This window comes from Acidovorax lacteus (assembly GCF_039540375.1).
GTDB lineage: Bacteria > Pseudomonadota > Gammaproteobacteria > Burkholderiales > Burkholderiaceae_C > Acidovorax_G > Acidovorax_G lacteus.
On the sequence record NZ_BAABEX010000029.1, the window covers coordinates 400,938 to 426,483 of the forward strand.

The 25,546-nt window shown below is 67.2% G+C and carries 26 protein-coding genes; 10 read left to right on the plus strand and 16 right to left on the minus strand.

What is annotated here, in order from left to right; translation table 11 throughout:
* Positions 1–224: 224 nt before the first annotated feature.
* The 4 genes from katG to ABD866_RS14685 all read right to left on the minus strand — a co-directional run bounded on the left by katG (position 225) and on the right by ABD866_RS14685 (position 6,290).
* A complete protein-coding gene (gene katG / locus ABD866_RS14670; protein ID WP_345066715.1) occupies positions 225–2,441 on the minus strand; it encodes a catalase/peroxidase HPI in 2,217 nt (738 codons plus the stop codon).
* A gap of 250 nt (positions 2,442–2,691) precedes the next feature.
* Positions 2,692–3,981: an EAL and HDOD domain-containing protein gene (locus ABD866_RS14675; protein ID WP_425549597.1), complete on the minus strand. Its 1,290-nt coding sequence runs from the start codon at positions 3,979–3,981 to the stop codon at positions 2,692–2,694.
* Positions 3,982–4,073: 92 nt separating this feature from the next.
* On the minus strand, positions 4,074–5,339 hold the full coding sequence (locus ABD866_RS14680) for an EAL and HDOD domain-containing protein (protein ID WP_345066719.1): 1,266 nt from the start codon (positions 5,337–5,339) through the stop codon (positions 4,074–4,076).
* Between the two features lie 150 nt (positions 5,340–5,489).
* Positions 5,490–6,290, minus strand: a complete 801-nt coding sequence (locus ABD866_RS14685) for a ferritin-like domain-containing protein (protein WP_345066722.1) — start codon at positions 6,288–6,290, stop codon at positions 5,490–5,492.
* A 147-nt stretch (positions 6,291–6,437) separates the two neighbouring features.
* On the opposite strand from ABD866_RS14685, the gene ABD866_RS14690 reads away from it, so the two are divergent.
* Positions 6,438–6,962, plus strand: coding sequence for a gamma carbonic anhydrase family protein (locus ABD866_RS14690; RefSeq protein ID WP_345066725.1), 525 nt, complete (start codon positions 6,438–6,440; stop codon positions 6,960–6,962).
* 32 nt (positions 6,963–6,994) lie between these two features.
* On the plus strand, positions 6,995–7,981 hold the full coding sequence (gene hslO, locus ABD866_RS14695) for an Hsp33 family molecular chaperone HslO (protein WP_345066727.1): 987 nt from the start codon (positions 6,995–6,997) through the stop codon (positions 7,979–7,981).
* 33 nt (positions 7,982–8,014) lie between these two features.
* Here the strand turns inward: hslO and ABD866_RS14700 are convergent, their stop codons facing one another.
* The 6 genes from ABD866_RS14700 to pyrG form a co-directional block, all read right to left on the minus strand.
* Positions 8,015–8,521, minus strand: coding sequence for a hypothetical protein (locus tag ABD866_RS14700; protein ID WP_345066730.1), 507 nt, complete (start codon positions 8,519–8,521; stop codon positions 8,015–8,017).
* 66 nt (positions 8,522–8,587) lie between these two features.
* A complete protein-coding gene (locus ABD866_RS14705; RefSeq protein ID WP_345066732.1) occupies positions 8,588–8,866 on the minus strand; it encodes a septum formation initiator family protein in 279 nt (92 codons plus the stop codon).
* Positions 8,867–9,009: 143 nt separating this feature from the next.
* A complete protein-coding gene (eno, locus tag ABD866_RS14710) occupies positions 9,010–10,296 on the minus strand; it encodes a phosphopyruvate hydratase (RefSeq protein WP_345066735.1) in 1,287 nt (428 codons plus the stop codon).
* Positions 10,297–10,395: 99 nt separating this feature from the next.
* The gene (locus ABD866_RS14715; protein WP_056640013.1) at positions 10,396–10,686 is read right to left on the minus strand and encodes a DUF1330 domain-containing protein; all 291 of its coding nucleotides are present in this window, start codon (positions 10,684–10,686) and stop codon (positions 10,396–10,398) included.
* 7 nt (positions 10,687–10,693) lie between these two features.
* A complete protein-coding gene (kdsA, locus tag ABD866_RS14720) occupies positions 10,694–11,551 on the minus strand; it encodes a 3-deoxy-8-phosphooctulonate synthase (protein ID WP_345066738.1) in 858 nt (285 codons plus the stop codon).
* A 14-nt stretch (positions 11,552–11,565) separates the two neighbouring features.
* Positions 11,566–13,221, minus strand: coding sequence for a CTP synthase (gene pyrG, locus ABD866_RS14725; RefSeq protein WP_345066741.1), 1,656 nt, complete (start codon positions 13,219–13,221; stop codon positions 11,566–11,568).
* 108 nt (positions 13,222–13,329) lie between these two features.
* On the opposite strand from pyrG, the gene coaBC reads away from it, so the two are divergent.
* The 4 genes from coaBC to ABD866_RS14745 all read left to right on the plus strand — a co-directional run bounded on the left by coaBC (position 13,330) and on the right by ABD866_RS14745 (position 16,231).
* Positions 13,330–14,547, plus strand: a complete 1,218-nt coding sequence (gene coaBC, locus ABD866_RS14730) for a bifunctional phosphopantothenoylcysteine decarboxylase/phosphopantothenate--cysteine ligase CoaBC (protein WP_345066744.1) — start codon at positions 13,330–13,332, stop codon at positions 14,545–14,547.
* A 9-nt stretch (positions 14,548–14,556) separates the two neighbouring features.
* A complete protein-coding gene (locus tag ABD866_RS14735; RefSeq protein ID WP_345066747.1) occupies positions 14,557–15,084 on the plus strand; it encodes a hypothetical protein in 528 nt (175 codons plus the stop codon).
* A gap of 47 nt (positions 15,085–15,131) precedes the next feature.
* Positions 15,132–15,578, plus strand: coding sequence for a dUTP diphosphatase (dut, locus tag ABD866_RS14740; protein ID WP_345066751.1), 447 nt, complete (start codon positions 15,132–15,134; stop codon positions 15,576–15,578).
* 323 nt (positions 15,579–15,901) lie between these two features.
* Positions 15,902–16,231 carry an outer membrane lipoprotein gene (locus tag ABD866_RS14745; RefSeq protein WP_345066753.1) on the plus strand — a complete coding sequence of 110 codons (330 nt, stop codon included), beginning with the start codon at positions 15,902–15,904 and terminating at the stop codon, positions 16,229–16,231.
* 51 nt (positions 16,232–16,282) lie between these two features.
* Here the strand turns inward: ABD866_RS14745 and ABD866_RS14750 are convergent, their stop codons facing one another.
* Entirely contained in the window at positions 16,283–16,807 is a 525-nt protein-coding gene (locus tag ABD866_RS14750; RefSeq protein ID WP_345066755.1) for an FKBP-type peptidyl-prolyl cis-trans isomerase, read from the minus strand.
* Positions 16,808–16,858: 51 nt separating this feature from the next.
* Between ABD866_RS14750 and ABD866_RS14755 the strand changes: the two genes are divergently transcribed.
* From ABD866_RS14755 to ABD866_RS14765, 3 genes are all read left to right on the plus strand, one after another.
* The gene (locus ABD866_RS14755; RefSeq protein WP_345066757.1) at positions 16,859–18,001 is read left to right on the plus strand and encodes a JmjC domain-containing protein; all 1,143 of its coding nucleotides are present in this window, start codon (positions 16,859–16,861) and stop codon (positions 17,999–18,001) included.
* The gene (locus ABD866_RS14760; RefSeq protein WP_345066760.1) at positions 17,998–18,519 is read left to right on the plus strand and encodes a hypothetical protein; all 522 of its coding nucleotides are present in this window, start codon (positions 17,998–18,000) and stop codon (positions 18,517–18,519) included. The genes ABD866_RS14755 and ABD866_RS14760 overlap by 4 nt, the downstream gene beginning before the upstream one ends.
* A 224-nt stretch (positions 18,520–18,743) precedes the next feature.
* On the plus strand, positions 18,744–19,013 hold the full coding sequence (locus tag ABD866_RS14765; protein ID WP_345066763.1) for a hypothetical protein: 270 nt from the start codon (positions 18,744–18,746) through the stop codon (positions 19,011–19,013).
* A gap of 226 nt (positions 19,014–19,239) precedes the next feature.
* On the opposite strand, the gene bamC is transcribed toward ABD866_RS14765, so the two are convergent.
* From bamC to ABD866_RS14790, 5 genes are all read right to left on the minus strand, one after another.
* Complete coding sequence (gene bamC, locus ABD866_RS14770; RefSeq protein ID WP_345066766.1) at positions 19,240–20,331, minus strand: NlpB/DapX family lipoprotein; 1,092 nt, start codon at positions 20,329–20,331, stop codon at positions 19,240–19,242.
* A gap of 54 nt (positions 20,332–20,385) precedes the next feature.
* Positions 20,386–21,282: a 4-hydroxy-tetrahydrodipicolinate synthase gene (dapA, locus tag ABD866_RS14775; RefSeq protein ID WP_345066769.1), complete on the minus strand. Its 897-nt coding sequence runs from the start codon at positions 21,280–21,282 to the stop codon at positions 20,386–20,388.
* Positions 21,283–21,312: 30 nt separating this feature from the next.
* Positions 21,313–21,867, minus strand: a complete 555-nt coding sequence (locus ABD866_RS14780; protein ID WP_345066772.1) for a class I SAM-dependent methyltransferase — start codon at positions 21,865–21,867, stop codon at positions 21,313–21,315.
* An 89-nt stretch (positions 21,868–21,956) separates the two neighbouring features.
* Complete coding sequence (locus ABD866_RS14785) at positions 21,957–22,145, minus strand: hypothetical protein (protein ID WP_345066775.1); 189 nt, start codon at positions 22,143–22,145, stop codon at positions 21,957–21,959.
* Positions 22,146–22,160: 15 nt separating this feature from the next.
* Positions 22,161–23,387 (minus strand): MFS transporter, encoded by a 1,227-nt coding sequence (locus ABD866_RS14790; protein ID WP_345066778.1) that lies wholly within the window; start codon positions 23,385–23,387, stop codon positions 22,161–22,163.
* Between the two features lie 124 nt (positions 23,388–23,511).
* Between ABD866_RS14790 and ABD866_RS14795 the strand changes: the two genes are divergently transcribed.
* A complete protein-coding gene (locus tag ABD866_RS14795) occupies positions 23,512–25,494 on the plus strand; it encodes a DNA topoisomerase IV subunit B (protein ID WP_345066781.1) in 1,983 nt (660 codons plus the stop codon).
* Positions 25,495–25,546 lie beyond the last annotated feature (52 nt).

Below are 25,546 nucleotides of genomic sequence, written 5' to 3' on the forward strand. Positions count from 1 at the left end.
CCCTGCAAGCTGCGATGAGTTTGCCTGCGCAGCGTGCATGCAAAAAGAGCTGCTCGTGCTTGTTCGATCAGCACGAGCAGCTCTTTTTTTATAGCAAACAGACTCCCTTGTGGACCGCAGGCCTGTGGTCAAGCCATCGCGCAGTGCGGCACACCCGGGTGGTCGCAGCGAACGTTCTGCGCTGCCGCAGGGCAGGCCTTCGGGCGTCAGTTTGCGTTCAGCTTTCAGCGGTGCAGGTCGAAGCGGTCCAGCTCCATCACCTTCACCCAGGCCGCCACGAAGTCGCGCACGAACTTGGTCTTGGCGTCGTGCTGGGCGTACACCTCGGCCAGTGCGCGCAGTTGCGAGTTGGAGCCGAACACCAAGTCCACGCGGGTGCCCGTCCAGCGCACCGTACCCGTGGCCCGGTCGCGGCCCAGGTACACACCCTGGGCGTCGGGCGAGGGGGTCCAGGCCGTGCGCATGTCCAGCAGGTTCACGAAGAAGTCCTGGCTCAGCACCTGCGGGCGGTCGGTGAACACGCCGTGGGAGGTGCCCCCGGTGTTGGCGCCCAGCACACGCAGGCCACCGACCAGCACCGTCATCTCGGGCGCGCTCAGCGTCAGCAACTGCGCCTTGTCGAGCAGCAGCCCTTCGGCAGGTACGCTCAGCGCCTGCGGTTGGTAGTTGCGGAAGCCGTCGGCCTGGGGTTCGAGCACCGCGAACGAGGCCACGTCGGTCTGCTCCTGCGTGGCATCGGTGCGGCCCGGGGTGAAGGGCACGCTCACCGGCTGGCCTGCGGCCTCGGCGGCCATCTCGACGCCCACGCCGCCGGCCAGCACGATCAGGTCGGCCAGCGACACCTGCTTGCCGTCGCTGCGGCCGGTGTTGAAAGCGTGCTGGATGCCTTCAAGCACCGCCAGCACCTTCGCCAGCTCGGCGGGCTGGTTCACGGCCCAGTCTTTTTGGGGCGCCAGGCGAATGCGTGCGCCATTGGCGCCGCCGCGCTTGTCCGATCCGCGGAAGGTGGACGCCGAGGCCCAGGCCGTGGACACGAGCTGCGACACGGTGAGGCCGGCGGCGCGCACCCGCGCCTTGAGGTCGGCCACTTCGGCATCGCCCACCAGCGCATGGGTGACGGGCGGCACCGGGTCTTGCCAGATCAGGTCTTCGGCGGGCACCTCGGGGCCCAGGTAGCGCGCCTTGGGGCCCATGTCGCGGTGCGTGAGCTTGAACCATGCGCGCGCAAACGCGTCGGCAAAGGCCCGCGGGTCTTGCCAGAAGCGGCGCGCAATCTTCTCGTACGCCGGGTCAAAGCGCAGCGACAGGTCGGCCGTGGTCATCATCGGCGGGTGCTTCTTGCTGGGGTCGTGCGCGTCGGGGATCATGTGCTCGGGCTTGACGTTCTGGGCCACCCACTGGTGCGCGCCGGCCGGGCTCTTGGTCAGTTCCCATTCGTAGCCGAACAGCATGTCGAAGTAGCCGTTGTCCCACTTCGTCGGGTTCGGCTTCCATGCGCCTTCGATGCCGCTGGTGGTGGTGTGCACGCCCTTGCCGGTGCCGAATTGGTTGATCCAGCCCAGGCCCTGGGCTTCCAGCGGCGCGCCTTCGGGCTCGGGGCCGACCAGCGTGGGGTCGCCCGCGCCGTGCGCCTTGCCAAAGGTGTGACCGCCGGCCACCAGGGCCACGGTTTCCTCGTCGTCCATGGCCATGCGCGCAAAGGTCTCGCGCACATCGCGGCCCGAGGCCACCGGGTCGGGGTTGCCGCCCGGGCCTTCGGGGTTCACGTAGATCAGGCCCATCTGCACCGCGGCCAGAGGGTTCTGCAGCGTGGTGGCATCGCGGCCCGGGCCCTGCGCAGCGTATCGCTCATCGCCCAGCCAGGTTTTTTCAGTGCCCCAGTAGATGTCTTCCTCGGGCTGCCAGATGTCTTCGCGGCCACCGGCAAAGCCGAAGGTCTTGAAGCCCATGGATTCGAGCGCCACGTTGCCCGCGAGGATCATCAGATCGGCCCACGAGATCTGGTTGCCGTACTTCTGCTTGATGGGCCAGAGCAGGCGACGCGCCTTGTCGAGGTTGCCGTTGTCGGGCCAGCTGTTGAGCGGTGCGAAGCGCTGGTTGCCCGTGCCACCGCCTCCGCGGCCATCGGCCGTGCGGTAGGTGCCCGCACTGTGCCAGGCCATGCGGATGAACAGGCCGCCGTAGTGGCCCCAGTCTGCAGGCCACCAGTCTTGCGACGAGGTCATGAGTGCGCGGAGGTCGGCTTTGAGGGCGTTGTAGTCGAGCTGCTGGAAGGCCTGGGCGTAATCAAAGCCTTCGTCCATGGGGTTGGACGCCGGTGCATGCTGGTGCAGGATGCCCAGGTTCAACTGGTTCGGCCACCAGTCGCGGTTGGACTGCGTGCCTTGGGCGGCTTTGGCGCCGTGGGCGGCGGCGAATGGGCACTGGGGGGCTTGGCTCATGGTCTTTCTCCTTGGTGGTGTGTGGTCCGGGTCTGACAAGGCCTGTAGATTACGCAAATGAAAACCAATGATCCATTGATTAAAACTAATCAGGCAGATGCGCCCCTGCTATGGTCCGGCACCCATGGATGCTTGGCAAGCGGTGGGGAGATAAGGCCGGGCGTGGGACGATGCCCCCTGGAGGCAGGCCAGCCAAAAAAATCGGCCCGCGAAGGGGCCGATGTTGTGGGCTTGGGCGCGTGGCCAGGGCTCAGTCTGCGCCCAGCGACTCGGCCCATGCCAGGGCCTGCAGATGGGCCCAGTTGACCTGGCGGTTCGACAGATGCAGGGCCTCGGCGGTGCGTGCAAACACCTCGTCGTCGCCGCTCTCGCAGGCCTTGGTGAGCTCCAGGAAAGGCGCGAACACGCCGGTGTTGTGCAGCAGCGCGTCTGTCACGGCCTGCGGCAGCGCCACCGATTCCAGCGCCTTGTCCAGCGGCAGGCCCAGCATGGTGTCGAGCAGCGAGAACACACCCACCACGAAGGCGTTGTCGCAGTCTTCCGGGGACATCAGTTCGGCGGCCAGCAGCTCCATCAGGCGGCCGCGCACCACCGCTGTGGTGCCCACGGCGGGTGGCGCACCGCCCGCGCGCGAAGTGGTCATGAGCAGCGCCGCCCAACGGAACAGCTTTTTGAGGCCCAGGATCATCACCGCATGCCGGAAGGATGTGACCTCGCACGACAGGCCGAACCCCGACGAGTTGATGAAGCGCAGCAGATTGAAGGACAGCGTCGGGTCCTTCTTGAGCAGCTCTTCGATTTCGGCCGTCGAGGCCTGTTTGCGCACCAGGTTGATGAGCTGGATGATCGTGGCCTGCGAGGGCCGGATGGTCGTGGCCTTGACGAGGGCCGGCTTGGCAAACCAGAAGCCCTGGAACAGCTTGACGCCCAGGCCCAGCATCAGGTCGAACTGCTCCTGCGTCTCCACCTTTTCAGCCACCAGCGTGGCTTGGCTGTTGCCGGTGGCGAACTTCACCAGCGGGCCGGCCAGCTCGGGCTTGAAGGCCATCATGTCGAGCTTGATGAAGCTGGCCAGCGGCAGCCACTGCGCATAGGGCTTGCGAAGCGCCTGCTGGTTCAGTGCCAGGCGAAAGCCTTTGGCCCGCAGGCCTTGCAAAATCGGCAGACGCGAATCGATTTCTTCCTGCGTGGCGGTGTCGAGCAGCGTGGGCACCTCCAGCACCACTTTTTCGGGGTGGATCAGCTCCAGGTGGCCGCCGGCCAGGCTGTCGTGCGTGCAGTTGATGAACACCGTCTTCTTGCCCACCAGGGCTTCGGTGCCCGCGTACGACAGCGCGTTGAAGAGCAGGGCGGCATCGCTGGCGGCGGTGTGGGCGTCCGATGCGGTGGAGCGGTCGAACAGCTCGTAGCCGTAGACCGCACGCTTTTCGTCCACGATCGCCTGGCGGGCGATCACGGCCATGTGGTCGATGAGGTCTGGCGGTGGCGTCTGGCTGGCGGCGTCCAAAGGCATGGGGGCGGTATCGGGCTGGCTGGACATGGTGCGCTGTAGATAAGGTCGGACTCTTCAGCAGATTCTAGACCTCACAGCGCCGCAGGCCGGCCTTCCGGGCCTGCCGCCCGCCATGCCACTCAGACGGTGAAGTTGTCGGCCCAGGCCAGCGCCTGCAGGTGCGCCATGTTGATCTGCTGGCTCGACAGGTGCAGCGTGCCAGCGGCGCGGTCGAACATGGCGTCGTTGCTCGATTCGCAGGCCTCGGCCAGTGTGAGCAGGTCGCCCAGAAAGCCCTCGCGGCGCAACAGCGCGGCCACCACCGGCTCGGGCAGCGAAATCAGCCCCAGGGCCGACACCATGGGCATGGAGAGCATCACGTCCAGCAGCGAGAAGATGCCCACGACGAAAGCCTGGTCGGCCTCCTGGGGTGGCAGGGTCTCCAGCGCCAGGAGTTCCATCAGGCGGCCGCGCACCACGGCCGTCTGTCCCACCGACGAGGGAGCCCCCCCTGTGCGCGAGGCTGTGAGCAGCAGCGCCGCCCACCGGAACAGCTTTTTCAGGCCCATGAGCATCACCGCCTGGCGGAAGGACGTGATCTCGCGCTGCAGGCCGAAGCCCGCCGAGTTGATGAGCCGCATCAGGTTGAAGGCCAACCCGGCGTCTTTTTTGAGCACTTCCTCGATCTCGTCGGTGCTGGCCTGCTGGCGCACCTTGTTGATCAGATCGACGATGCTGGCCTGCGACGGCGACAGCAGCTTGGTTTCGACCAGCGCGGGGCGTGCAAACCAGTAGCCCTGATAAAGCTGCACGCCGTGGCTGGACACCATGTCGTACTGCTGCGCGGTCTCGACCTTCTCGGCGATCAGCTCGGCCTTGGACTGCCGGCCGGCATAGCGAATGAGCACGGCGAGCTGGTCGGGTGCGAGCACCGACAGGTCGAGCTTGATGTAGTCGGCCAGCGGCAGCCACGGCGCGTAGGCCGATTCCAGCACCGTGTGGTTGAACGCCAGATGAAAGCCGCGCATGCGCAGCCCCTGCAGGATGGGCAGGCGTGCGGACACCTCTTCGGCCGCCACATGGCCGAGCGGCGGGATTTCGAGCACCACCTTGTCCGGGTCCACCAGCTCCAGGTGGCCGCCGGTCAGGCTTTCGTGGGTGCAGTTCACGAAGATCAGCTTTTTGCCCACCAGGTCTTCGGTGCCCGCATGCGAGAGCGCCGTGAAGACCAGGATCACGTCGGTGGCTGCCGTGTGGGCGGTGCCGCTGCGCGAGCGGTTGAACAGCTCGTAGCCCACCACCTGTTGCTGGCCGTTCACGATGGCCTGGCGGGCGATCATGGAAACCGAGGTCTGGCCGCCCGCAGGGGCGGAACCGGGCGTGCCGCCGGTGGCAGAAAGAGACATGGCGTGGGCTGGGCGCAATGGCGCGCTGATCGGAACAGGGGTGCTGATTGTAGGAAACCGATCAAACCCGAGCGGGGGGCGTGTGTGTTACGAGCGGTGTCTCGCCACACGGCGCCGGGGTGCGGCGGGCAGGTGGGCAGGTCTTGGGCCTTAGGGCGCCTGCTCCAGCCACGCCAGTTCGGTGTCGCTGAACCCTGCACGCCGCCGGGCTTCGGTGTTGAAGGGCGGGCGCGGGCGCGGGGCCTCGTAGCGCTGGGCCAGCACTTCGTACAGCGCTTCCGCGTCATCGCCGCGCTGGCTGCAGAGCCAGCGGTACCAGTGATTGCCAATCGCCACGTGCCCCACCTCGTCGCGCAGGATGGTGTCGAGAATCTCCACCGCCGCCAGCGCATCGGGTGTGCCCACGCTGCGCAGCTTGTGCTGGATCTGCGGCGTGGCGTCCAGCCCGCGGGCTTCCAGCGTGCGTGGCACCAGCGCCATGCGCGCCACGATGTCGTCGCGCGTTTTCTCGCACATGGTCCACAGCCCCTGGTGGGCCGGGAAGTCGCCGTAGTCGTGCCCCAAGCTGCGCAGGTGGTTGCGCAGCAGCGTGAAGTGGTGCGCTTCTTCGGCGGCCACGCGCAGCCAGTCGCGGTAGAAGGCGTCTGGCATGCCACCAAAGCGCCAGACGGCGTCGAGTGCGAGGTTGATGGCGTTGAACTCGATGTGCGCAATCGCGTGCAGCAGCACGGCCCGGCCCAGTGGGGTGGCCGGCGAGCGGCGCGCCACCTCGGTGTGGTGGCGCAGCGCCGGACGCTCGGGGTGGCCTGGCAGGCCGGCGGGCTCGGTGAGGACAGCGTCTGGTGCTATCGAAATATGAGCTGCTCGTGCTTGCAAATCAAGGGCTGCAGCCGCTTTTTGTTCAGGGTCCTGGAGTTGCAAGACCTCCAGCGCACGGTGACGTAGCTCCATTCGTACAATTCTAGGCGGCGCGGCCTCGAAGCCTGCGGTGCATGGCACCGCAGCACAGGCCGCGGCGCTCCGCCCTCGACTGCAAGCCCCCGCGTGCCGGCTGTGCGCGGGGCGCGAGTCGATCAACCCCACTACGAGGAGGCGGAGATGGCAGTGTATGAACTCGACGGCGTGGCCCCGCGCGTGGCCGAATCGGCCTGGGTGGCCGACAGCGCCCAGGTGATGGGCAACGTGGTGCTGGGCGAGGACGCGAGCGTCTGGTTCGGCACCGTGGTGCGTGGCGACACCGAATGCATCACCATCGGCGCGGGCAGCAACATCCAGGACGCCAGCGTGCTGCACGCCGACATTGGCCAGCCGCTGGTGGTGGGCGAGCGCGTGACGGTGGGCCATCAGGTCATGCTGCACGGCTGCACGATTGGCGACGAGTCGCTCATCGGCATCGGGGCCGTGGTCTTGAACGGGGCGCGCATCGGCCGCAACTGCCTGGTGGGCGCGGGCGCACTCGTCACCGAGGGCAAGGAGTTCCCCGACGGCTCCATGATCCTGGGCAGCCCGGCCAAAGTGGTGCGGCAGCTCACGCCCGAGCAGATCGCCGGCCTGCGCATGAGTGCGCAGCATTACATCGACAACGCCCGGCGCTTTCGGCGCGGGCTGCGCAAGATCGGCTGAGCCGGTCTGCGCCCCTACAGGAATCTATTTGCGTGTCTGAACTCCACAAATTCCTTTTTGACGGCCTGCCCGTGCGCGGCATGCTGGTGCGCCTGACCGACGCCTGGACCGACATCCTCGCGCGCCGCGCCGCCAACACGCAGACGGGCGCCTACCCCGCGCCGGTGCGTGCGCTGCTGGGCGAGATGGCCGCGGCCGGCGTGCTCATGCAGTCGAACATCAAGTTCAACGGCGCGCTGGTGCTGCAGGTGTTTGGCGACGGGCCGGTCAAGCTGGCCGTGGTGGAGGTGCAGTCCGACCTGAGCCTGCGCGCCACGGCCACGGTGTTGGCCCCGGTGCCGGACCAAGCACGCCTGAGTGGCATGCTCAACGTGGGCGGCGGTGGCCGCTGTGCCATCACGCTCGACCCCAAAGACCGCCTGCCGGGCCAGCAGCCCTACCAGGGGGTGGTGCCGCTGCATGGCGATGCGGGCGAAAAGCTTGAAGACGTGGCCGAGGTGCTGCAGCACTACATGCTGCAGTCCGAGCAACTGGACACCGTGCTCGTGCTGGCCGCCAACGACCAGGTGGCCGCGGGCCTGCTGATCCAGCGCATGCCGCTGGCGGGCGAGGCCAATCTGGCCGGTGGCACGCCCACGCCCGACGAGGACCAGATCGGCCGCAACGAGGACTACAACCGCATTGCCCACCTGGCGGCCAGCCTGACGCGCGAGGAGCTGCTCACGCTCGACGCCGATACCATTCTGCGCCGCCTGTTCTGGGAGGAAAAACTGCTGCGCTTTGAGCCGCTGCAGGGGGCGCAGGGCCCACGCTTTGCCTGCACCTGCAGCCGTGAGCGTGTGCGCAGCATGCTGCGCGGGCTGGGTGCGGCCGAGGCCGAGGACATCCTGGCCGAGCAGGGGCACATCGAAGTCGGCTGCGACTTCTGCGGCCAGCAATACCGCTTCGATGCGGTGGACGCGGCGCAAATCTTCCGCGAAGCCGGATCGCAGCCGCCCAGCTCCAGCGCCATGCAGTAGCGCGGCCTGCGCGGCACGCGCTTGGCGGTGGTATCAGCCGCCGCCCTGGCGTTCGCGTTCGGCCTTCAGCGCGGCAAAGAGCTGGTGCTCGCACGCCGGGTCGCTGCACTTTTCACAGGCCCAGGGGCGCAGGCGCTGCACGCGGTCCTGCAAGGCGTCGCCGCCGCCGGGCAAACCCAGCGCGGCCCGGGCGCGCGCGATCTGCGCGTGCAAGGGGCCGTGCAGCACCTGGTAGCTGCGGGCCGTGCGCTGCAGGGCCTGGCGCAGGGCCCAGACCTCGGTATCTGCGCTGCCTTGCGGCTGTGCAGATTCCGCCGGGCTTGGGGGCGCAGGGTGGCACAGCAGCAGGTGGCTGAACCCGTCCAGAGACGCCGTCCAGTCTGGTGGCGCGGGGGCCGCCTGCGCACCGGCATGCGCCACAGGGCACCACAGCGCCACGTGCGCAATGCGCGCATCGCTTGCCAGGGCCGCCCGCAACTGCGGCGCCTGGGGGTCGCTGGGGGCGGCGAGCAGCAGCACCCGCAGCGTGGTGGGGGGCATGTCTGCCGAGAGGGAAGGCAGAAGCCGCCTCATAGGCCTGTGGTCTTGGCCGCAGGCCGTGGGGACTCAGCGGTGGCTGTACTGCACAAAGATTTCATTGGGCTTGACCATGCCCAGTTCGCTGCGGGCCTTTTCCTCGACCATGTCGAGGCCTTCCTTCAGGTCTTGCACTTCGGAGCTGAGCTGGGCGTTGGCCTGGCGCGCGCGCGCATTGGCGGCCTGCTGCGCTTCGATCTGGCGCTGCATCTCCTGCACTTTGGGCAGGCTGCCGCGCCCCATCCACAACTGGGCGTGGATGGCCACCAGCAGACCGAGCAGCACCAGCGGGATGATTCGGGAGCCCATGCGCGCAGGTTCTCAGAACGTCGGCAGCGCCGCACTAGGGAGGAGGGCAGGCCTGCACAGCTGCAGGCCCGCTTCAAGGCCCGACAGCGGCCCGCTGGCCGCTGTGCGGCCAGCCGGAGAGGGCAGCAGGGGCCGCACGGGGCTCAGCGCAGGTTGTAGAACGCAGCGCGGCCGGGGTAGTGGGCGATGTCGCCCAGGTCTTCCTCGATGCGCAGCAGCTGGTTGTACTTGGCGATGCGGTCCGAACGCGACAGCGAGCCGGTCTTGATCTGGCCAGCGTTGGTGCCCACGGCAATGTCGGCGATGGTGCTGTCTTCGGTTTCGCCCGAGCGGTGCGAGATCACGGCCGTGTAGCCCGCGCGCTTGGCCATCTCGATGGCGGCGAAGGTTTCGGTCAGCGTGCCGATCTGGTTGATCTTGATGAGGATCGAGTTGCCAATGCGCTTGTCGATGCCTTCCTTCAGGATCTTGGTGTTGGTGACGAACAGGTCGTCGCCCACGAGCTGCACGTTCTGGCCCAGGCGTTCGGTGAGGACCTTCCAGCCGTCCCAGTCGCCTTCGGCCATGCCGTCTTCGATGGAGATGATCGGGTACTTGTCGCACCAGGTGGCGAGCATGTCCGTCCACTGCTGGGCCGACAGGCGCAGTCCGCCTTCGCCTTCGAGCACATACTGGCCGTCCTTGTAGAACTCGCTGGCCGCGCAGTCCAGGCCCAGGGCGATCTGCTCGCCTGCGGTGTAGCCGGCGGCGTCAATCGCCTGCAGGATGAGCTGGATGGCGGCTTCGTGGTTCTCGACCGAGGGCGCAAAACCGCCTTCGTCGCCCACGGCGGTGCTCATGCCCTTGTCGTGGATGATCTTCTTGAGCGCGTGGAACACCTCGGCCCCCCAGCGCACGGCCTCGCGGAAGCTCGGTGCGCCCACGGGAATGATCATGAACTCCTGCAGATCCAGGCTGTTGTTGGCGTGTGCGCCGCCGTTGATCACGTTCATCATGGGCACAGGCAGCTGCATGCCGCCCATGCCGCCCAGGTAGCGGTACAGCGGCAGGCCCGACTCTTCAGCGGCGGCGCGGGCCACCGCCATGGAGACGGCCAGCATGGCGTTGGCGCCCAGGCGGCTCTTGTTGTCGGTGCCGTCGAGGTCGATCAGGGTCTTGTCCAGAAACGCCTGCTCCGAGGCATCGAGGCCCAGCACGGCTTCCGAGATTTCAGTGTTGATGTGTTCCACGGCCTTGAGCACGCCCTTGCCCAGGTAGCGGCCCTTGTCGCCGTCGCGCAGCTCAATGGCTTCGCGGCTGCCGGTGGAGGCTCCGCTGGGCACGGCGGCGCGGCCCATCACGCCCGATTCCAGCAGGACGTCGCATTCGACGGTGGGGTTGCCGCGGCTGTCCAGCACTTCGCGGCCGACGATATCAACGATGGCGCTCATGGTTTCCTTTGTTGGAAGTTTGGAATGAAATCGGCCGCTCGTGCTTGTTTTCTGAGCATAAGCCGCTATAAATTCGATAGCAAATTGACGGCGGCTGCGTCACACACCTTCGACGCAGACCATTCGCATGATGGCCGCACCCTCGCGGGCGGCCTTGGCCTTCTGGTACTCGGGGGTGTCGTAGAAGGCTCGGGCCGCCTCGAAGCTCGGGAACTTCAGCAGCACGGTGCGGCCGGGGTTCCAGTCGCCTTCCAGCACCTCCACCTTGCCGCCGCGGATGCACACCTCGGCGCCATGTGCTTGCATGGCCAGCGTGCTCCACTTCTTGTATTCCTCGTACTGCTCGGGGTTGGTGACGGTGACCGATGCGATGACGTAGCCGCTGCTCATGGTGTCTTCAGGCTCCAAAGTTGTTTTCGAGGAATCCGCTCTTCTTGGTGGCATCGTCGAGCACCACCAGGGTCTCCAGCAGCGCCTTCATGTGCTGCAGCGGCACCGCGTTGGGGCCGTCAGACCAGGCTTCGGCCGGCCGGGGATGGGTTTCCATGAAGAGGCCCGCCACGCCCACGGCCACACCGGCGCGGGCCAGTACCGGCACCATGTCGCGCGCGCCGCCGCTGGCCGTGCCAAGCCCGCCGGGCTTTTGCACCGAATGGGTCACGTCGAACACCACGGGCGCGCCCGATTTGCGCATCTCGGCCAGGCTGGTCATGTCGGCCACAAGGTTGTTGTAGCCAAAGCTCACGCCGCGCTCACAGGCGAGAAAACGGTCTTCCGAGAGGCCCGCCTCGCGCGCGGCGTCGCGGGCCTTGTCGATCACGTTCTTCATGTCCCAGGGCGCGAGGAACTGCCCCTTCTTGATGTTGACCGGCTTGCCCGACTGCGCCACGGCCCGGATGAAATCCGTCTGGCGGCACAAAAAGGCCGGGGTTTGCAGCACGTCGACCACGCTGGCCACCTCGGCCACCTGGGATTCGTCGTGCACATCGGTCAGGATGGGCAGTTGCAGCTGGTGGCGTACTTCATCCAGGATCTTCAGGCCGGCATCCAGGCCGACGCCGCGCTTGCTGCTGCCCGACGATCGGTTGGCCTTGTCGAACGAGCCCTTGTAGATCAGCGGGATGCCCAGCGGCGCGCAGGCCTCTTTCAGGCGGCCCGCCACTTCGAGCGACATCTCCAGCCCTTCAATGGAGCAGGTGCCCGCGATCAGAAAGAAACGCTGGTCGAGGCCGACGTTGAATCCGCACAGCTGCATGGGGTGGGCTCCGGTCAGGCCTTGGCGGCCTGCTGGTGGTCGATGGCCGCCTTGATGAAGGCGTTGAACAGCGGGTGGCCGTTCCAGGGCGTGGATTTGAACTCGGGGTGGAACTGCACCCCAATGAACCACGGATGCACGCTCTGCGGCAGCTCGACGATTTCGGTCAGCTGCTCGCGCTGTGTGAGCGCCGAGATCACCAGCCCCGCCTGGCGCAGCTGGTCGAGGTAGTGCACGTTGGCTTCGTAGCGGTGGCGGTGGCGTTCGGTCACCACGTCGCCGTAAATGCTGTGGGCCAGCGTGTTCTTGGCTACGTCCGAGCTTTGCGCACCCAGGCGCATGGTGCCGCCCAGGTCCGAATTGGCGTCGCGGCGCTGAATGCTGCCGTCAGCGTCCTTCCACTCGGTGATCAGCGCGATCACGGGGTGGGGCGTGGCCGGGTCGAACTCGGTGCTGTTGGCCCCTTGCAGGCCCGCCACATGGCGTGCGTATTCGATCGTGGCCACCTGCATGCCCAGGCAGATGCCCAGGTAGGGCACCTTGTGTTCGCGCGCAAACTGGGCGGTGGAGATCTTGCCTTCCACCCCGCGCTGGCCAAAGCCGCCGGGCACCAGGATGGCGTCGTAGCGGGCCAGCGTGGCGGCCGCATCGGCACCGGTGATGGTTTCGGAGTCGATGTGGTCGATCTTCACGCGCACATGGTTGCGCATGCCCGCGTGGCGCAGGGCTTCGTTTACCGACTTGTAACTGTCCGACAGGTCCACGTATTTGCCAACCATGGCAATCGTGACTTCGCCGCGCGGATGCTCGGTCTCGTATACCAGGTCGTCCCAGCGCTTGAGGTTGGCGGGCGGCGTGTTCAGGCGCAGCTTGTCACAGATCAGGCCGTCGAGGCCCTGCTCGTGCAGCACGCGCGGCACCTTGTAGATGGTGTCCACGTCGGGCATGGAGATCACGCCCCAGCTCTGCACGTTGGTGAACAGCGAAATCTTCTCGCGCTCCTCGTCAGGGATGCGGCGGTCGGCCCGGCACAGCAGCGCGTCGGGCTGGATGCCGATTTCGCGCAGCTTTTGCACCGTGTGCTGCGTGGGCTTGGTCTTGAGCTCGCCCGCTGCGCCAATCCAGGGCAGGTAGGTCAGGTGCACGAAGGCCGAATTGTTGGGCCCCAGGCGCAGGCTGAGCTGGCGCACGGCTTCGAGGAAGGGCAGCGACTCGATGTCGCCCACCGTGCCGCCAATTTCGACGATCGCCACATCCACCGCATCGTCGGTGCCCATGCCCGCGCCGCGTTTGATGTATTCCTGGATCTCGTTGGTCACGTGCGGGATCACCTGCACCGTCTTGCCCAGGTAGTCGCCGCGGCGTTCTTTTTCGAGCACGCTCTGGTAGATGCGGCCCGTGGTGAAGTTGTTGGCCTTCTTCATCCGCGTTTCAATGAAACGCTCGTAATGGCCCAGGTCCAGGTCGGTTTCGGCTCCGTCGTCGGTCACGAAGACTTCGCCGTGCTGGAAGGGCGACATCGTGCCGGGGTCGACGTTGATGTAAGGGTCGAGCTTGATGAGGGTGACTTTGAGTCCCCGCGATTCGAGGATCGCGGCAAGGGAGGCTGAGGCGATTCCCTTGCCCAGGGAAGACACCACACCGCCGGTGACGAAGACAAATTTGGTCATGTCGTTGTAGGTGGTGGGAAATCGGGATTATAAGTGCCGCCCCTCACCGGCCCGGCGCGAGCGTTGGGCAGCCCGGCCGCGCGGCAGGGCTCTGCTACATTGCGGCGCATGAGCGAGCTCGCAGGCAAACATCTGGTGCTGGGACTGACGGGGGGCGTGGCCTGCTACAAGGCCGCCGACCTCTGTCGCCAGCTCATCAAGGCCGGTGCCACCGTGCAGGTGGTGATGACCGAAGCGGCCCAGCAGTTCATCACGCCGGTCACCATGCAAGCGCTGTCGGGGCGCACGGTGTACGGCTCGCAATGGGACGCGCGCGAGCCCAACAACATGCCCCATATCAACCTCAGCCGCGAGGCCGATGCCATCGTGCTGGCGCCGTGCAGCGCCGACTTCATCGCGCGGCTGGTGCAGGGCCGCGCCGACGAACTGCTGAGCCTGCTGTGCCTGGCCCGCCCGCGCGAGCGGGTGCCGCTGCTCATCGCCCCGGCCATGAACCGCGAGATGTGGTCGCACCCTGCCACGCAGCGCAACCTGGCCCAGGTGCAGGCCGATGGCGCCCTGGTGCTGGGCGTTGGCAACGGCGACCAGGCCTGCGGCGAAACCGGCGACGGGCGCATGCTGGAGCCAGCAGAGCTGCTGGAGGAGATCGTTGCGGCCCTCGCGCCCAAGCCGCTGCAGGGGTGCCGCGTCGTGGTCACGGCGGGGCCTACGTTCGAGGCCATCGACCCGGTGCGCGGCATCACCAATCTGTCGAGCGGCAAGATGGGCTTTGCCATCGCCCGTGCGGCGCGCGAGGCCGGGGCCGACGTGACCCTGGTGGCGGGGCCGGTGCACCTGCCCACGCCGCGCGGCGTGCGCCGCGTGGACGTGCGCGCCGCGCAGGAGATGCTGGCCGCCACCGAGCAGGCCGTGGCCGGTGCCGATGTCTTCGTGGCCACGGCGGCCGTGGCCGACTGGCGGCCTGCGCAAGCCGCCCACGAAAAGATCAAGAAAGACGGCTCGGGACAGACGCCGCAACTCGGCTTTGTTGAGAACCCCGACATTCTGGCCGCCGTGGCCCGTTCAGACCGTGCCCGCAGCGGTGCGCTGTACTGCGTGGGCTTCGCGGCTGAGAGCCACGACCTGCTACAGCACGCGACGACCAAACGCGCGCGTAAGGGCGTGCCGCTGCTCGTGGGCAACATCGGCCCCGCCACCTTCGGGCAGGACGACAACGCGCTGCTGCTGGTGGACGCGCAGGGCCACCGCGAACTGCCGCGGGCCTCGAAGCGGCGACTGGCCCAGGAACTGGTGGCCGAGATCGCGCGCCGCCGTGTGGCGCGCTGAGTGCTGGCCATGCTGCCCAAGCGGTCGCCCTGGGACACGCCGCCCCACGGCGACTTTGCGGCTTACGTCGAGCGCTTGACGGCCGAGTCGGCTGCGCGCGCTGCCGCTGCGGCCCACCGGACTTCGGCGGCGGCGCCCGCACCCGCACCTGCCGCTCCCGTGCCTGCGTCTGCGTCTGCGTCTCCGTCTGCTGCGCCGCAGCGCACGGCAGCCTCGCGCGGCCGCCCGGCATCCAAAGCGCCGCGGGTTGCCCAGGTCGCAGTAGCGCAGGCGCTGCAGCAACACCCGGCGGCGCTTGCGGCGCTGCTCACCGTGGTTCGCGGGGCGCGCCGTGGTGCGCTCGGCATGGCAGTGCTATTGGGCGTGCTGTGGTGGTGGAGTGGCGGCGTGCCGTTGGCCAGTGTGGCGTTTCTGGCGATCTGGTGGTCGCTGGGCCGCGCGCTGCGCTGGCTGGGTGATGTCGCGCCCCAGGCTGCGCCACCCGCCTCTGCCCCAGCGACTCCGAAGGCCCGGACAGCCCGCTCCCGCGCGCCCTAGCCCTTTTTCAGGGGCCATGTGCCCCGCCCATTGATGAAGTCTCCGTGATGAAGATCGACCTGAAAATCTTGGACCCTCGCATGCGCGAGCAACTGCCGGCCTATGCCACCCCGGGCAGTGCCGGGCTGGATCTGCGTGCCAGCCTGGACGCACCACTGACGCTCGCGCCCAACGCCTGGCAACTCGTGCCCACAGGCATTGCCATCTACCTGCGCGACCCGGGCTACGCGGCCATGATCCTGCCGCGCTCTGGTCTGGGCCACAAGCACGGCATCGTGCTGGGCAACCTGGTCGGTTTGATCGACAGCGACTACCAGGGGCAGCTCATGGTGAGCGCCTGGAACCGCAGTCCCACGCCCTATACGCTCCAACCACTGGAGCGCCTGGCGCAACTGGTCATCGTGCCGGTGGTGCAAGCGCAGTTCCAACTCGTCGACGAGTTTCCGCCCAGCGTGCGCGGAGAGGGCGGCTACGGGTCGACCGGCACCGCCTGAGCCGTGGCTGCACGCCGAGGCCGCAGGTCGGCGGGTGCGCAGCGGCATTGTCTGCGTTGGCCTACAGACACTGCGGGCACCTCGCGGGTGCGATAGGGGCGTCGCTCCGGCGAGGGCTCCCGCGGTCGGTGGGCCATGGTTGCGGCACAGACGCGAGGAGTTTCGATGATGCAGCGATGGTTCTCTGGTGCCCTCGTGGTGGCCTTGGTCACCGGGCTGTCGGCCTGCGGTGGCGCTGGGCCGCGGGCCTATCCCCACGATCCCTATGCGGGGGCTGTGCACAGCCACCCTGGGCCGTCAATGGCGGTGGAATACGGGCGGGGGTGGCCCGCATCGACGCTTTGTATGGCCGCGCACCGGGCCAGACCTCGGGCGGAGGCGCCATCCTTGGGGCGATCGTGGGCGGTCTGATCGGTAGCCAGATCGGCGGTGGCGCGGGCCGCACTGCGGCCACTGCTGTGGGCGTACTGGGCGGCGCCGCGGCAGGCAATGCCATCGAAGGCCGGCACAGCGGTGGGAGTTCCGTGCAGGGCTACCGCATGACCGTCGAGCTGGACCGGGGCGGTGTGCGGCTGCACGACGTGCCATCGCCAGGCAATCTGCGCCCGGGAGACCGCGTGCGGCTACAGGGCGGGCAAATCACTCGCAATTGATCCTTACGCGTCCGGGTAGGGCAGTGCGGTCAGGTGTGGGCTGCGCTGCGTTCAGTGTAGAGAACCACTGCCCGGGGCCATCGGCTCGATGCGGAAAAAGCCCGTACCGGCAGAGCCGCGACCAATTTCTTCCTCGGTCGCCTCGCGCACCGCGCAGACTTTGAGCTGCAGCCGCAGTGCGATGCCCGCGAGCGGGTGGTTGCCATCCAGCACCACATGGTCGGGGTAAAGCTGCGCCACGGTGTAGAGCGCGTCGCGCGGCATGTCGTCGCGCACGCCGGCCGGCAAGGCAGTGCCTTCGAAGGTCATACCTTCTTCAATCTCGGCGGGGAACAGATGGCGCGGCTCCAGGAACAGCAGTTGGTCTTTGAAGTCGCCAAACGCATCCTCGGGCTCCAGGTGCAGTTGCAGGCTCGCACCCACGCCATGGCCCTGCAAGGCTTGTTCAATCTTGGGGAGCAGATCGTCTCCGCCCACCAAAAACTCCACCGGCTCGTCGAGCACATCCAGTTCATCGCCTAGGGTGTCCTTGAGGACCCAGGTCAGTGCGACCACGCATTGTTGTGTGATTTCCATAGGAGAATTGTCGCAGCTTGACCCTCTCGGCCCCTGGGGCTGCCCGTTTTCATGGACATTGATCTTCCGTTGGCCCTTCTGGGCGGCCTCACGCCTGCGCAGTTCATGCGCCGCCACTGGCATAAGAAACCCTTGCTGGTGCGCCAGGCCATCCCGAGCTTCCGGCCTCCGGTGCTGCGCTCGCAATTGTTCGAGCTGGCCAGCCGCGACGAGGTGGAGTCACGCCTCGTGCGGCAGGTCGACGGCGCATGGTCGCTGCGCCATGGGCCGTTTGCGCGGCGCGCATTGCCGGCCCTGTCGCGGCGCGAGTGGACCCTTCTGGTACAGGGCGTGGACTTGCACGACGATGCTGTGCACGCGCTGATGCAGCAGTTCCGCTTCGTGCCCGAGGCGCGCCTGGACGACCTGATGATCAGCTACGCCACCGATGGAGGCGGCGTGGGGCCCCATTTCGACAGCTACGACGTCTTTTTGCTGCAGGCGCATGGCCGCCGCCGCTGGCGTATCGGCCGTCAAAAGGATCTGAGCTTGCGCGACGGCATTCCGCTCAAGATCCTGGCGCAGTTCGAGCCCGAGGAAGAATTCGTGCTGGAGCCTGGCGACATGCTGTATCTGCCGCCGCGCTACGCCCACGACGGCATTGCCGAGGGCGAATGCATGACCTACTCGGTCGGCTTTCGGTCCCCGGCGCGGGCGGAGCTGGGGCGCGAACTGCTCGCGCGCCTGGCCGACGAGCCGGAAGATGCCGATGGTCCGCCCGTGGTGTACCGCGATCCACAGCAGGCTGCCGTGGCGCAGCCAGGTGCCATTCCAGCGGGCCTGCTCACGTTCGCACGCGAGGCGCTGCAGCGCGCGCTGGAGGAGCCCCAGGCGCTGGAGCGCGCGCTGGGCGAGTACCTGACCGAACCCAAACCCCAGGTCTGGTTCGAGCCCGGAGATGGCGGCATGATCGAAGCCATCGCGCTCGACCGTCGCACCCGCATGATGTACGACGACAAGCACATCTTCATCAATGGCGAAAGCTACCGGGCAGCCGGGCGCGACGCTGCCCTGATGCGCCAGCTGGCCGACACCCGCCGCCTGGAGCCGCGCGACCTCGCCCGCGCCAGCGACGATGCGCTGTCCCTGCTGTCGGCCTGGTGCGATGCCGGATGGGCGCACAGCCGGGCCTGGCGCAACGGAGAGCTGGCATGACCACCGACCGGTCCCGGACAGCACCTGCCGCATTGGGGTTGCCCACAGGCCGGTTTGAGGGGCGTGTGGCCTTCCAGCAGCTGGTGCGCGATGCCCTGACCACGGCGGCTTCGGAAGGCTGGCGCGAAATCGTGCTGTGCGACGACGACTTCCACGATTGGCCGCTCGGCGAGCGGGTGGTGGCCGATGCGCTGAACGACTGGGCCGGCAGCGGCCGCCGCTTCACCATCATTGCCACGCAATACGACGAGATCGTGCGCCGCCATGCGCGCTTTGTGCAGTGGCGCCGCACCTGGGACCACATCATCACCTGCCGGCGCTGCCCCTCGGCCGACCGCAGCGATCTGCCCAGCGTGCTGTGGTCGCCCGGCTGGCTGATGCATCGCATCGATCCGGATCGATGCGTCGGGGTCAGCGGAACGGAGCCGGATCGGCGCGTGCTGATGCGCGAAACGCTGACCGAGTGGATTCAAAACCGCAGCAGTCCGGGTTTTCCTGCAACGACGCTGGGGTTGTGAAGGCCGCGGTCGTGCGGGTAAGTCCTCACAGGGCTTGCCCGTAATCCCTGCGCGGTGTAAAGCCAATGTCAGTGTTAGTCAGTATTGACGAAATCTCCCTATAATCGCGGGCTGCACCAAAATGGGTGCGCCCCCGTCGTCGGTGCGGTTTCGTACCGGCCTTTTGTGAGGCGAGGCGTACGGGGTTCTCCGGATTTCTGTCTTCCCCCTTTAGGAACCTTGAAATGAACAAGTCGCTCGTTCTGGCCGCCCTGGTCGCTGCTGCTGCTCTCGCCGCCTGTGGCAAGAAGGAAGAACCCGCTCCGGCACCTGCTCCGGTGGCTGCTCCCGCACCCGCACCTGAGCCCGCACCCGCTCCGGCTGCTGCTCCCGCCGACGCTGCTGCCCCCGCTGCTGCTGCTCCTGCCGCCGACGCTTCGGCCGCTGCTGCTCCCGCCGACGCCGCCAAGGCCGCTGCCGACGCCGCTGCTGGTGCTGCTTCCGCCGCCAAGTAATCCGGCTTGACCTGGCCTGCGGACCCGCGCCGCGGCCTGTGGTCCACAAACCCCATGCCATTCGCATGGGGTTTTTTTATGGCTGCTGTTTCGTGGTGTTCTGTTTCAGTCCAGGACGACCATCAAGGACGCTGTGCGAGAGCCGCACTCCACAAAAGACAACGCCCCGCGCATGGGCAGGGCGTTGTGTTGTGCAGCCCCTTTCGGAGCCTCACACCAAGGCGGCTTACTTCAGTTCGTCGGCGATCACGCGCACGATACGCTCTGCATTGGCAGAGCTTTCGGGCGCACCGGCCTCGTTGAGAACCGACACGGTGGTCGCACTGCCCTGGCTACGCACCACGATGCGGTACTTGAGTGGCGGCTTTGCCGGTGCAGCGCTGCTGAACAGTTTGCCCAGGAAGCCCGGCTCCTTCTTCTGCGCGTCGGGGGCCACGTAGCGCACGAAGTACACGCCTTCACTGCGGTTGCGGTCTTCCACGGTGAAGCCGGTGCGGTCCAGTGCCAGGCCCACGCGGCGCCACGCGCGGTCGAAGGCTTCTTCGAGCTGCACGGCTGGGGTGTTGCCCACATTGACCACGCGGGCGGCAGGCGCACGGGTGGCCGGCGCGGCAGCGACCGCTTTGGCCTGTTCCTCGCTCACACCGAGCTTGACCATCAGCCGACGCAGGAATTCGGTTTCGAGCTCGGGATCGTTGGCGCGCGGTTGCCAGACGGTGGTGTCCTTGGTGCTGCTGTTGTAGACCTCGATCAGGCCGCGGTGGCTGATGTAGATGTCGGTGCCGCCGCTGGCATTGCGCTCCAGGCGTGTGCGAAAACGGTCGCGCTCACCTGTCGAATACACCGAGTCGATCAGCTTGCCCAGTGTGGAGCGGATGATGTCCTGGGGCAGCTTGGCGCGGTTTTCGGCCCAGTCGGTTTCCATGATGCCGAGGTTGGCCTGGTCCAGGTCGAGCGTGAAACCGTTTTGCAGCCAGAAGTCGCGCACCGGCTCCCAGAGTTGGTCGGCTGGGCGCGACACCACGAGCCAGCGCTGGTTGCCGTCGCGTTCGATACGCACATCTGACAGCGTGGCGGGCGCTGTGTTGGCTGTGCCCACCGGGCGCGCCGCCTGGCCCGCCTGCATGGCGGCGGCCGACACGCTGGTGCCCGGCACGGCGTAGCGGGTGTCGCGAGACAGTTGTGTCAGATCCGGCGGTACTTCGAGCGTGGAGCCCTTGGCGGCGCTCTTGTAGTCGATCTTGTCGCCTTCCAGGACGGAGCAGCCCGCCATGGCCAGGGCAAGGGCCAGAAGGCCCAGTCGTGCAGGGTGATTCACGCGGTTGTCCTCAGGTTGTTTCGCGGGCGTCGCAGTGGGAGCCACGGCGACGGGTCAGAGCAGGCCGGCGGCGCGAAGAGCGCCTTCCACCACGGGCTGGTTGGCGGCCGTGAGCGGCGTCATGGGCAGGCGCAGCGTACCGCCGCACAGGCCCATGCGCGCCAGCGCCCACTTCACGGGGATGGGGTTGGCCTCGACAAACAGGTGCTTGTGGACGGGCATCAGGCGCAGCTGGATCTCCATGGCGCGCTTGACATCGCCAGCGATGGCGGCCACGCACAGCTCGTGCATCAGGCGCGGCGCGACGTTGGCGGTGACGCTCACGTTGCCGTGGCCGCCGCAGAGCATCAGGGCCACGGCGGTCGGATCGTCGCCCGAGTAGATGCCAAAGCCCTTGGGCGCTTCGCGGATCAGCCACTGCGCGCGCTCGATGTTGCCCGTGGCTTCCTTGATGCCGACGATGCCTGGAATCTGCGCCAGGCGCAGCACGGTGTCGTGCTGCATATCGGCCACCGAGCGGCCCGGCACGTTGTACAGAATGGTCGGCAGGTCGCCCACGGCCTCGGCAATCGCCTTGAAGTGCTGGTACTGGCCTTCCTGCGTGGGCTTGTTGTAGTAGGGCACCACCTGCAGTTGGCTGTCGGCCCCCACCTTCTTGGCGAAGCGGGCGAGTTCGATGGCCTCGGCCGTCGAGTTGGCGCCGCACCCCGCCATGATGGGCACGCGCTTGGCAGCCTGTTCCACGGCCACGCGGATGATCTCGCAGTGTTCTTCCACGTTCACCGTGGGCGATTCGCCCGTGGTGCCCACCACGCCGATGCAGTCGGTGCCCTCGGCAATGTGCCAGTCGATGAGTTTGCGCAGCGCGGGGTAGTCGACGCTGCCGTCCTCATGCATGGGCGTGACGAGGGCGACGATGCTGCCGGTCAGGGGGACGGAGTGAGAAGTCATGTCCGCAGAAGAAAACGGTAAACGGGCATTCTAACGATGCCCGGGCGCCAGAAGATGACGCGGCGGGGCGTCGGCGTGCGGTGTTTCCCGCACCGCGGCAACGCGCTGCACGAAGCGTGCGGGTGCATCAAGAAAGCCGTCTTCATACGCCACGATGCGCAGGCCTGCGCAGCGCTGCAGCAACTCCCCCGGCTGCAGCAGAAACTCGGGCCGCGCGGGGCGCCCCACGCTGGCCTGGCCATGGGCAAAGGTTTCGTACAGCAGCACGCCGCCCGGGGCCAGACTCTCCAGCAGCGTGGGCCACAACGGGCGCCACAGGTAGTTCGTGACCACCACCGCATCGAAGCGCCGGCCGGGCAGGGGCCAGGGGCCGTTTTCAATGTCGGCGGCGATGCATTCGCCCGCCGCGCCGCAGGCGGCCAGGGCTTCAGGGTCGCGGTCCACCCCGGTCACGCGGTGGCCTTGCGCTGCCAGCCACTTCAGGTGTCGGCCTGCGCCGCAGGCCACATCGAGCACGGTGCCGCCTGGGGGCAGCAGATGGGCCCAGCGCTGCACCCAAGCCGATGGTGCTTCGGTTCCATGCATGGTTTGCTATTAGATTGATAGCTGCTCGTGCTTGAATAATAAGCACAAGCAGCCGATATGGCACATATGCCGGGCGGGTGCCCCAAGGCTCAGAAGCAGGCCCAGACCTGATCCGCCAATTGCACCATGAAGCCAGGGGCGGTGTAGAGCCCGAACACCGCCAGGCAGGCAAGCACCGCCAGCAGGCCGCCGAGCCAGCGCCACCACAGGGCCGCGCGACCTGTGGCCGGGGTGACCAGCGCAGGCGCTGCAGGCGGCGGGGTCGTGGGGTTGTGCATGGTGCTCAATCGGGTTCAGGCGCGTGCGGGCTGCGCGGGGGCGCGCACGATAGCGCTTTCGCGGATGGGCAGGTTCACCAGCCCGGCCAGCACCCCCAGACCGATGGCGATGTACCAGACCAGGTCGTAGCTGCCGGTCACGTCGTACAAATAGCCGCCCAGCCACACGCCCATGAAGCTGCCGATCTGGTGGCTGAAGAACACGAACCCGCCGAGCATCGACAGATGCTGCACGCCAAAGATCTGCGCAATGGTGGCATTGGTGGGCGGCACGGTGGACAGCCACAGCGTGCCCATCACGGCCGAGAACACGTACACCGACAGCGGCGACAGCGGCACCGACAGGAACACCGCAATGGCCACTGCCCGCGCGAAGTAGATGAAGGACAGGATGAAGCGCTTGGGCATGCGCTGGCCCAGCGAGCCTGCGATGTAGGTACCGAACACGTTGAACAGCCCGATCAGCGCGAGCGCATAGCTGGCCACCTGCGGCGACAGGCCCTGGTCCTTGAGATAACTGGGCATGTGTACGCCGATGAACACCACCTGGAAGCCGCAGACGAAGTAGCCCGCCATCAGCAGCAGAAAGCTCGGGTAGCGCATGGCTTCGCCCACCGCCTGGGCGATGGTCTGTTCGCGGGGGGCGGCGGGCGCGCCGTTGCCAAAGCCCGGCTCGCGCAGACCGAAGGCCAGCGGCACGATGAGCAGCACCATGGCCGACAGGGCCAACAGCGCTTCCTTCCAGCCCAGGCTGGCGATCAGCCAGCCCTCCACCGGTACCATCAGAAACTGCCCGAACGAGCCGGCCGCGGCCGCCACACCCATGGCCCAGGAGCGTTTTTCGGGCGCGATCTGCCGACCCAGCACGCCGTAGATCACGGCATACGTGGTGCCAGCCTGCGCTGCGCCGATCAGCACCCCGGTGGTCAGCGCAAACATCAACGGCGTGGGCGACAGGGCCATGCCCGCCAGGCCCGCTGCATACAGCGCTGCACCGGCGATCAGCACGCGGAACGCGCCAAAGCGGTCGGCCGCCATGCCCGCGAAGATGCCGATGAAGCCCCAAGACAGGTTCTGGATGGCCACCGCCAGTGCAAAGGTCTGGCGCGTCCAGCCCATCTCCTGGGTGATGGGCTGCAGCCACAGGCCGAAGCCATGCCGGATGCCCATGGACAGCGTGACGATGGCAGCGCCGCAGGCCAGCACCTGCAGCATGGACAATTTCGGCGTATTGGTATGCATTCAAATAATGTAGCCAAGTTCGCCGCGCGCTGCCTGACAGCCTCGTGCCGGGCTCCCGGGTGGTGCACGCAGGGCTGTGGTTTTATCCAGCTCTCGCCGTGCCGCCGCACTACAATCCGCCGCCATGGCCACGAAACCGACCTCCACCGCCGCGAGCGACTATTCCGAAGGCTCGATCCGCGTGCTCAAGGGCCTGGAGCCCGTCAAGCAGCGCCCGGGCATGTACACCCGCACCGACAACCCGCTGCACATCGTGCAGGAGGTGCTGGACAACGCCGCCGATGAAGCCCTGGCGGGCTTCGGCAAGAAGATCCGCGTGACGCTGCATGCCGACGGTTCGGTCGGCATTGAGGACGACGGGCGCGGCATCCCCTTCGGCCTGCACCCCGAAGAAAAAGCACCGGTGATCGAGCTGGTGTTCACCCGCCTGCACGCGGGCGGCAAGTTCGACAAGGGCAAGGGCGGGGCGTACAGCTTCTCGGGTGGCCTGCACGGCGTGGGCGTGAGCGTGACCAACGCCCTGGCCACCCGGCTCGAAGTGACCAGCCACCGCGAGGGCCAGGCCGCCCGCCTGGTGTTTGCAGGTGGCGACGTGGTCGAGCCGCTGGTGGCGCGCCCGCTGGAGCCCGGCGAGCGCAAGCAGGGCACCACGGTGCGCGTGTGGCCCGATGCGAAGTATTTCGAGTCGAGCACCTTGCCGCTGGGCGAACTGACGCACCTGCTGCGCAGCAAGGCCGTGCTCATGCCCGGCGTGGCGGTGACGCTGTTGAACGAAAAGACCCGCGAAACCCAGACCTGGCAGTACAAAGGCGGCCTGCGCGACTACCTGCAGCAGACACTGTCGGCCGACCCGGTGATTCCGCTGTTCGAGGGCGAAGGCTTTGCCGACAGTGGCAACGACAGCTTTGCCGAAGGCGAGGGCGCCGCCTGGTGCGTGGCCTTTACCGAAGACGGCTCGCCAGTGCGCGAGAGCTACGTCAACCTCATCCCGACCACCGCAGGCGGCACGCATGAAAGCGGCCTGCGCGACGGCCTGTTCCAGGCCGTCAAGGGCTTCATCGAGCTGCACTCGCTCCTGCCCAAGGGCGTGAAGCTGATGCCCGAAGACGTGTTTGCGCGCGCCAGCTACGTGCTCAATGCCAAGGTGCTGGACCCGCAATTCCAGGGGCAGATCAAGGAGCGGCTCAATTCGCGCGATGCCGTGCGCCTGGTATCGGGCTTTGTGCGGCCCGCACTGGAGCTGTGGCTCAACCAGCATGTGGACTACGGCAAGAAGCTGGCCGAACTCGCCATCAAGGCCGCGCAGACCCGCCAGAAGGCAGGCCAGAAGGTCGAAAAGCGCAAGGGCTCGGGCGTGGCCGTGCTGCCCGGCAAGCTCACCGACTGCGAAAGCCGCGACATTGCGCACAACGAGGTGTTCCTGGTCGAGGGCGATTCGGCCGGCGGCAGCGCCAAGATGGGCCGCGACAAGGAATGCCAGGCTGTGCTGCCGCTGCGCGGCAAGGTGCTCAACACCTGGGAGGTGGACCGCGACCGGCTGTTTGCCAACACCGAAGTGCACGACATTTCCGTGGCCATCGGCGTTGACCCCCACGGCCCGAATGACGAGCCCGACCTGTCGGGCCTGCGCTACGGCAAGGTGTGCATCCTGTCGGACGCCGACGTCGACGGTGCGCACATCCAGGTGCTGCTGCTCACGCTGTTTTTCCGCCACTTTCCCAAGCTCATCGAGCGCGGCCATGTGTACGTGGCCCGGCCCCCGCTGTTCCGCGTGGACGTCCCCGCCCGCGGCAAGAAACCAGCCGCCAAGCTCTACGCGCTGGATGACGGCGAGCTGCAGGCCATCCTCGACAAGTGCGCCAAAGACGGCGTGCCGCGCGAGAAGTGCCAGATCAGCCGCTTCAAGGGCCTGGGCGAGATGAACGCCGAGCAGCTCTGGGAAACCACGCTCAACCCTGATACGCGCCGCCTGCTGCCGGTGCAGCTGGGCACGCTGGACTTTGCCTCCACCGAAGGTCTGATCACCAAGCTCATGGGCAAGGGCGAGGCCGCAGCCCGCCGCGAGCTGATGGAACTGCACGGCGATGCCGTGGAAGTGGACGTCTGAGCCCGCCCGCCTGCCCCACGATCTGCCTGTTGCGCCGCCTGGCGCGCCCCGA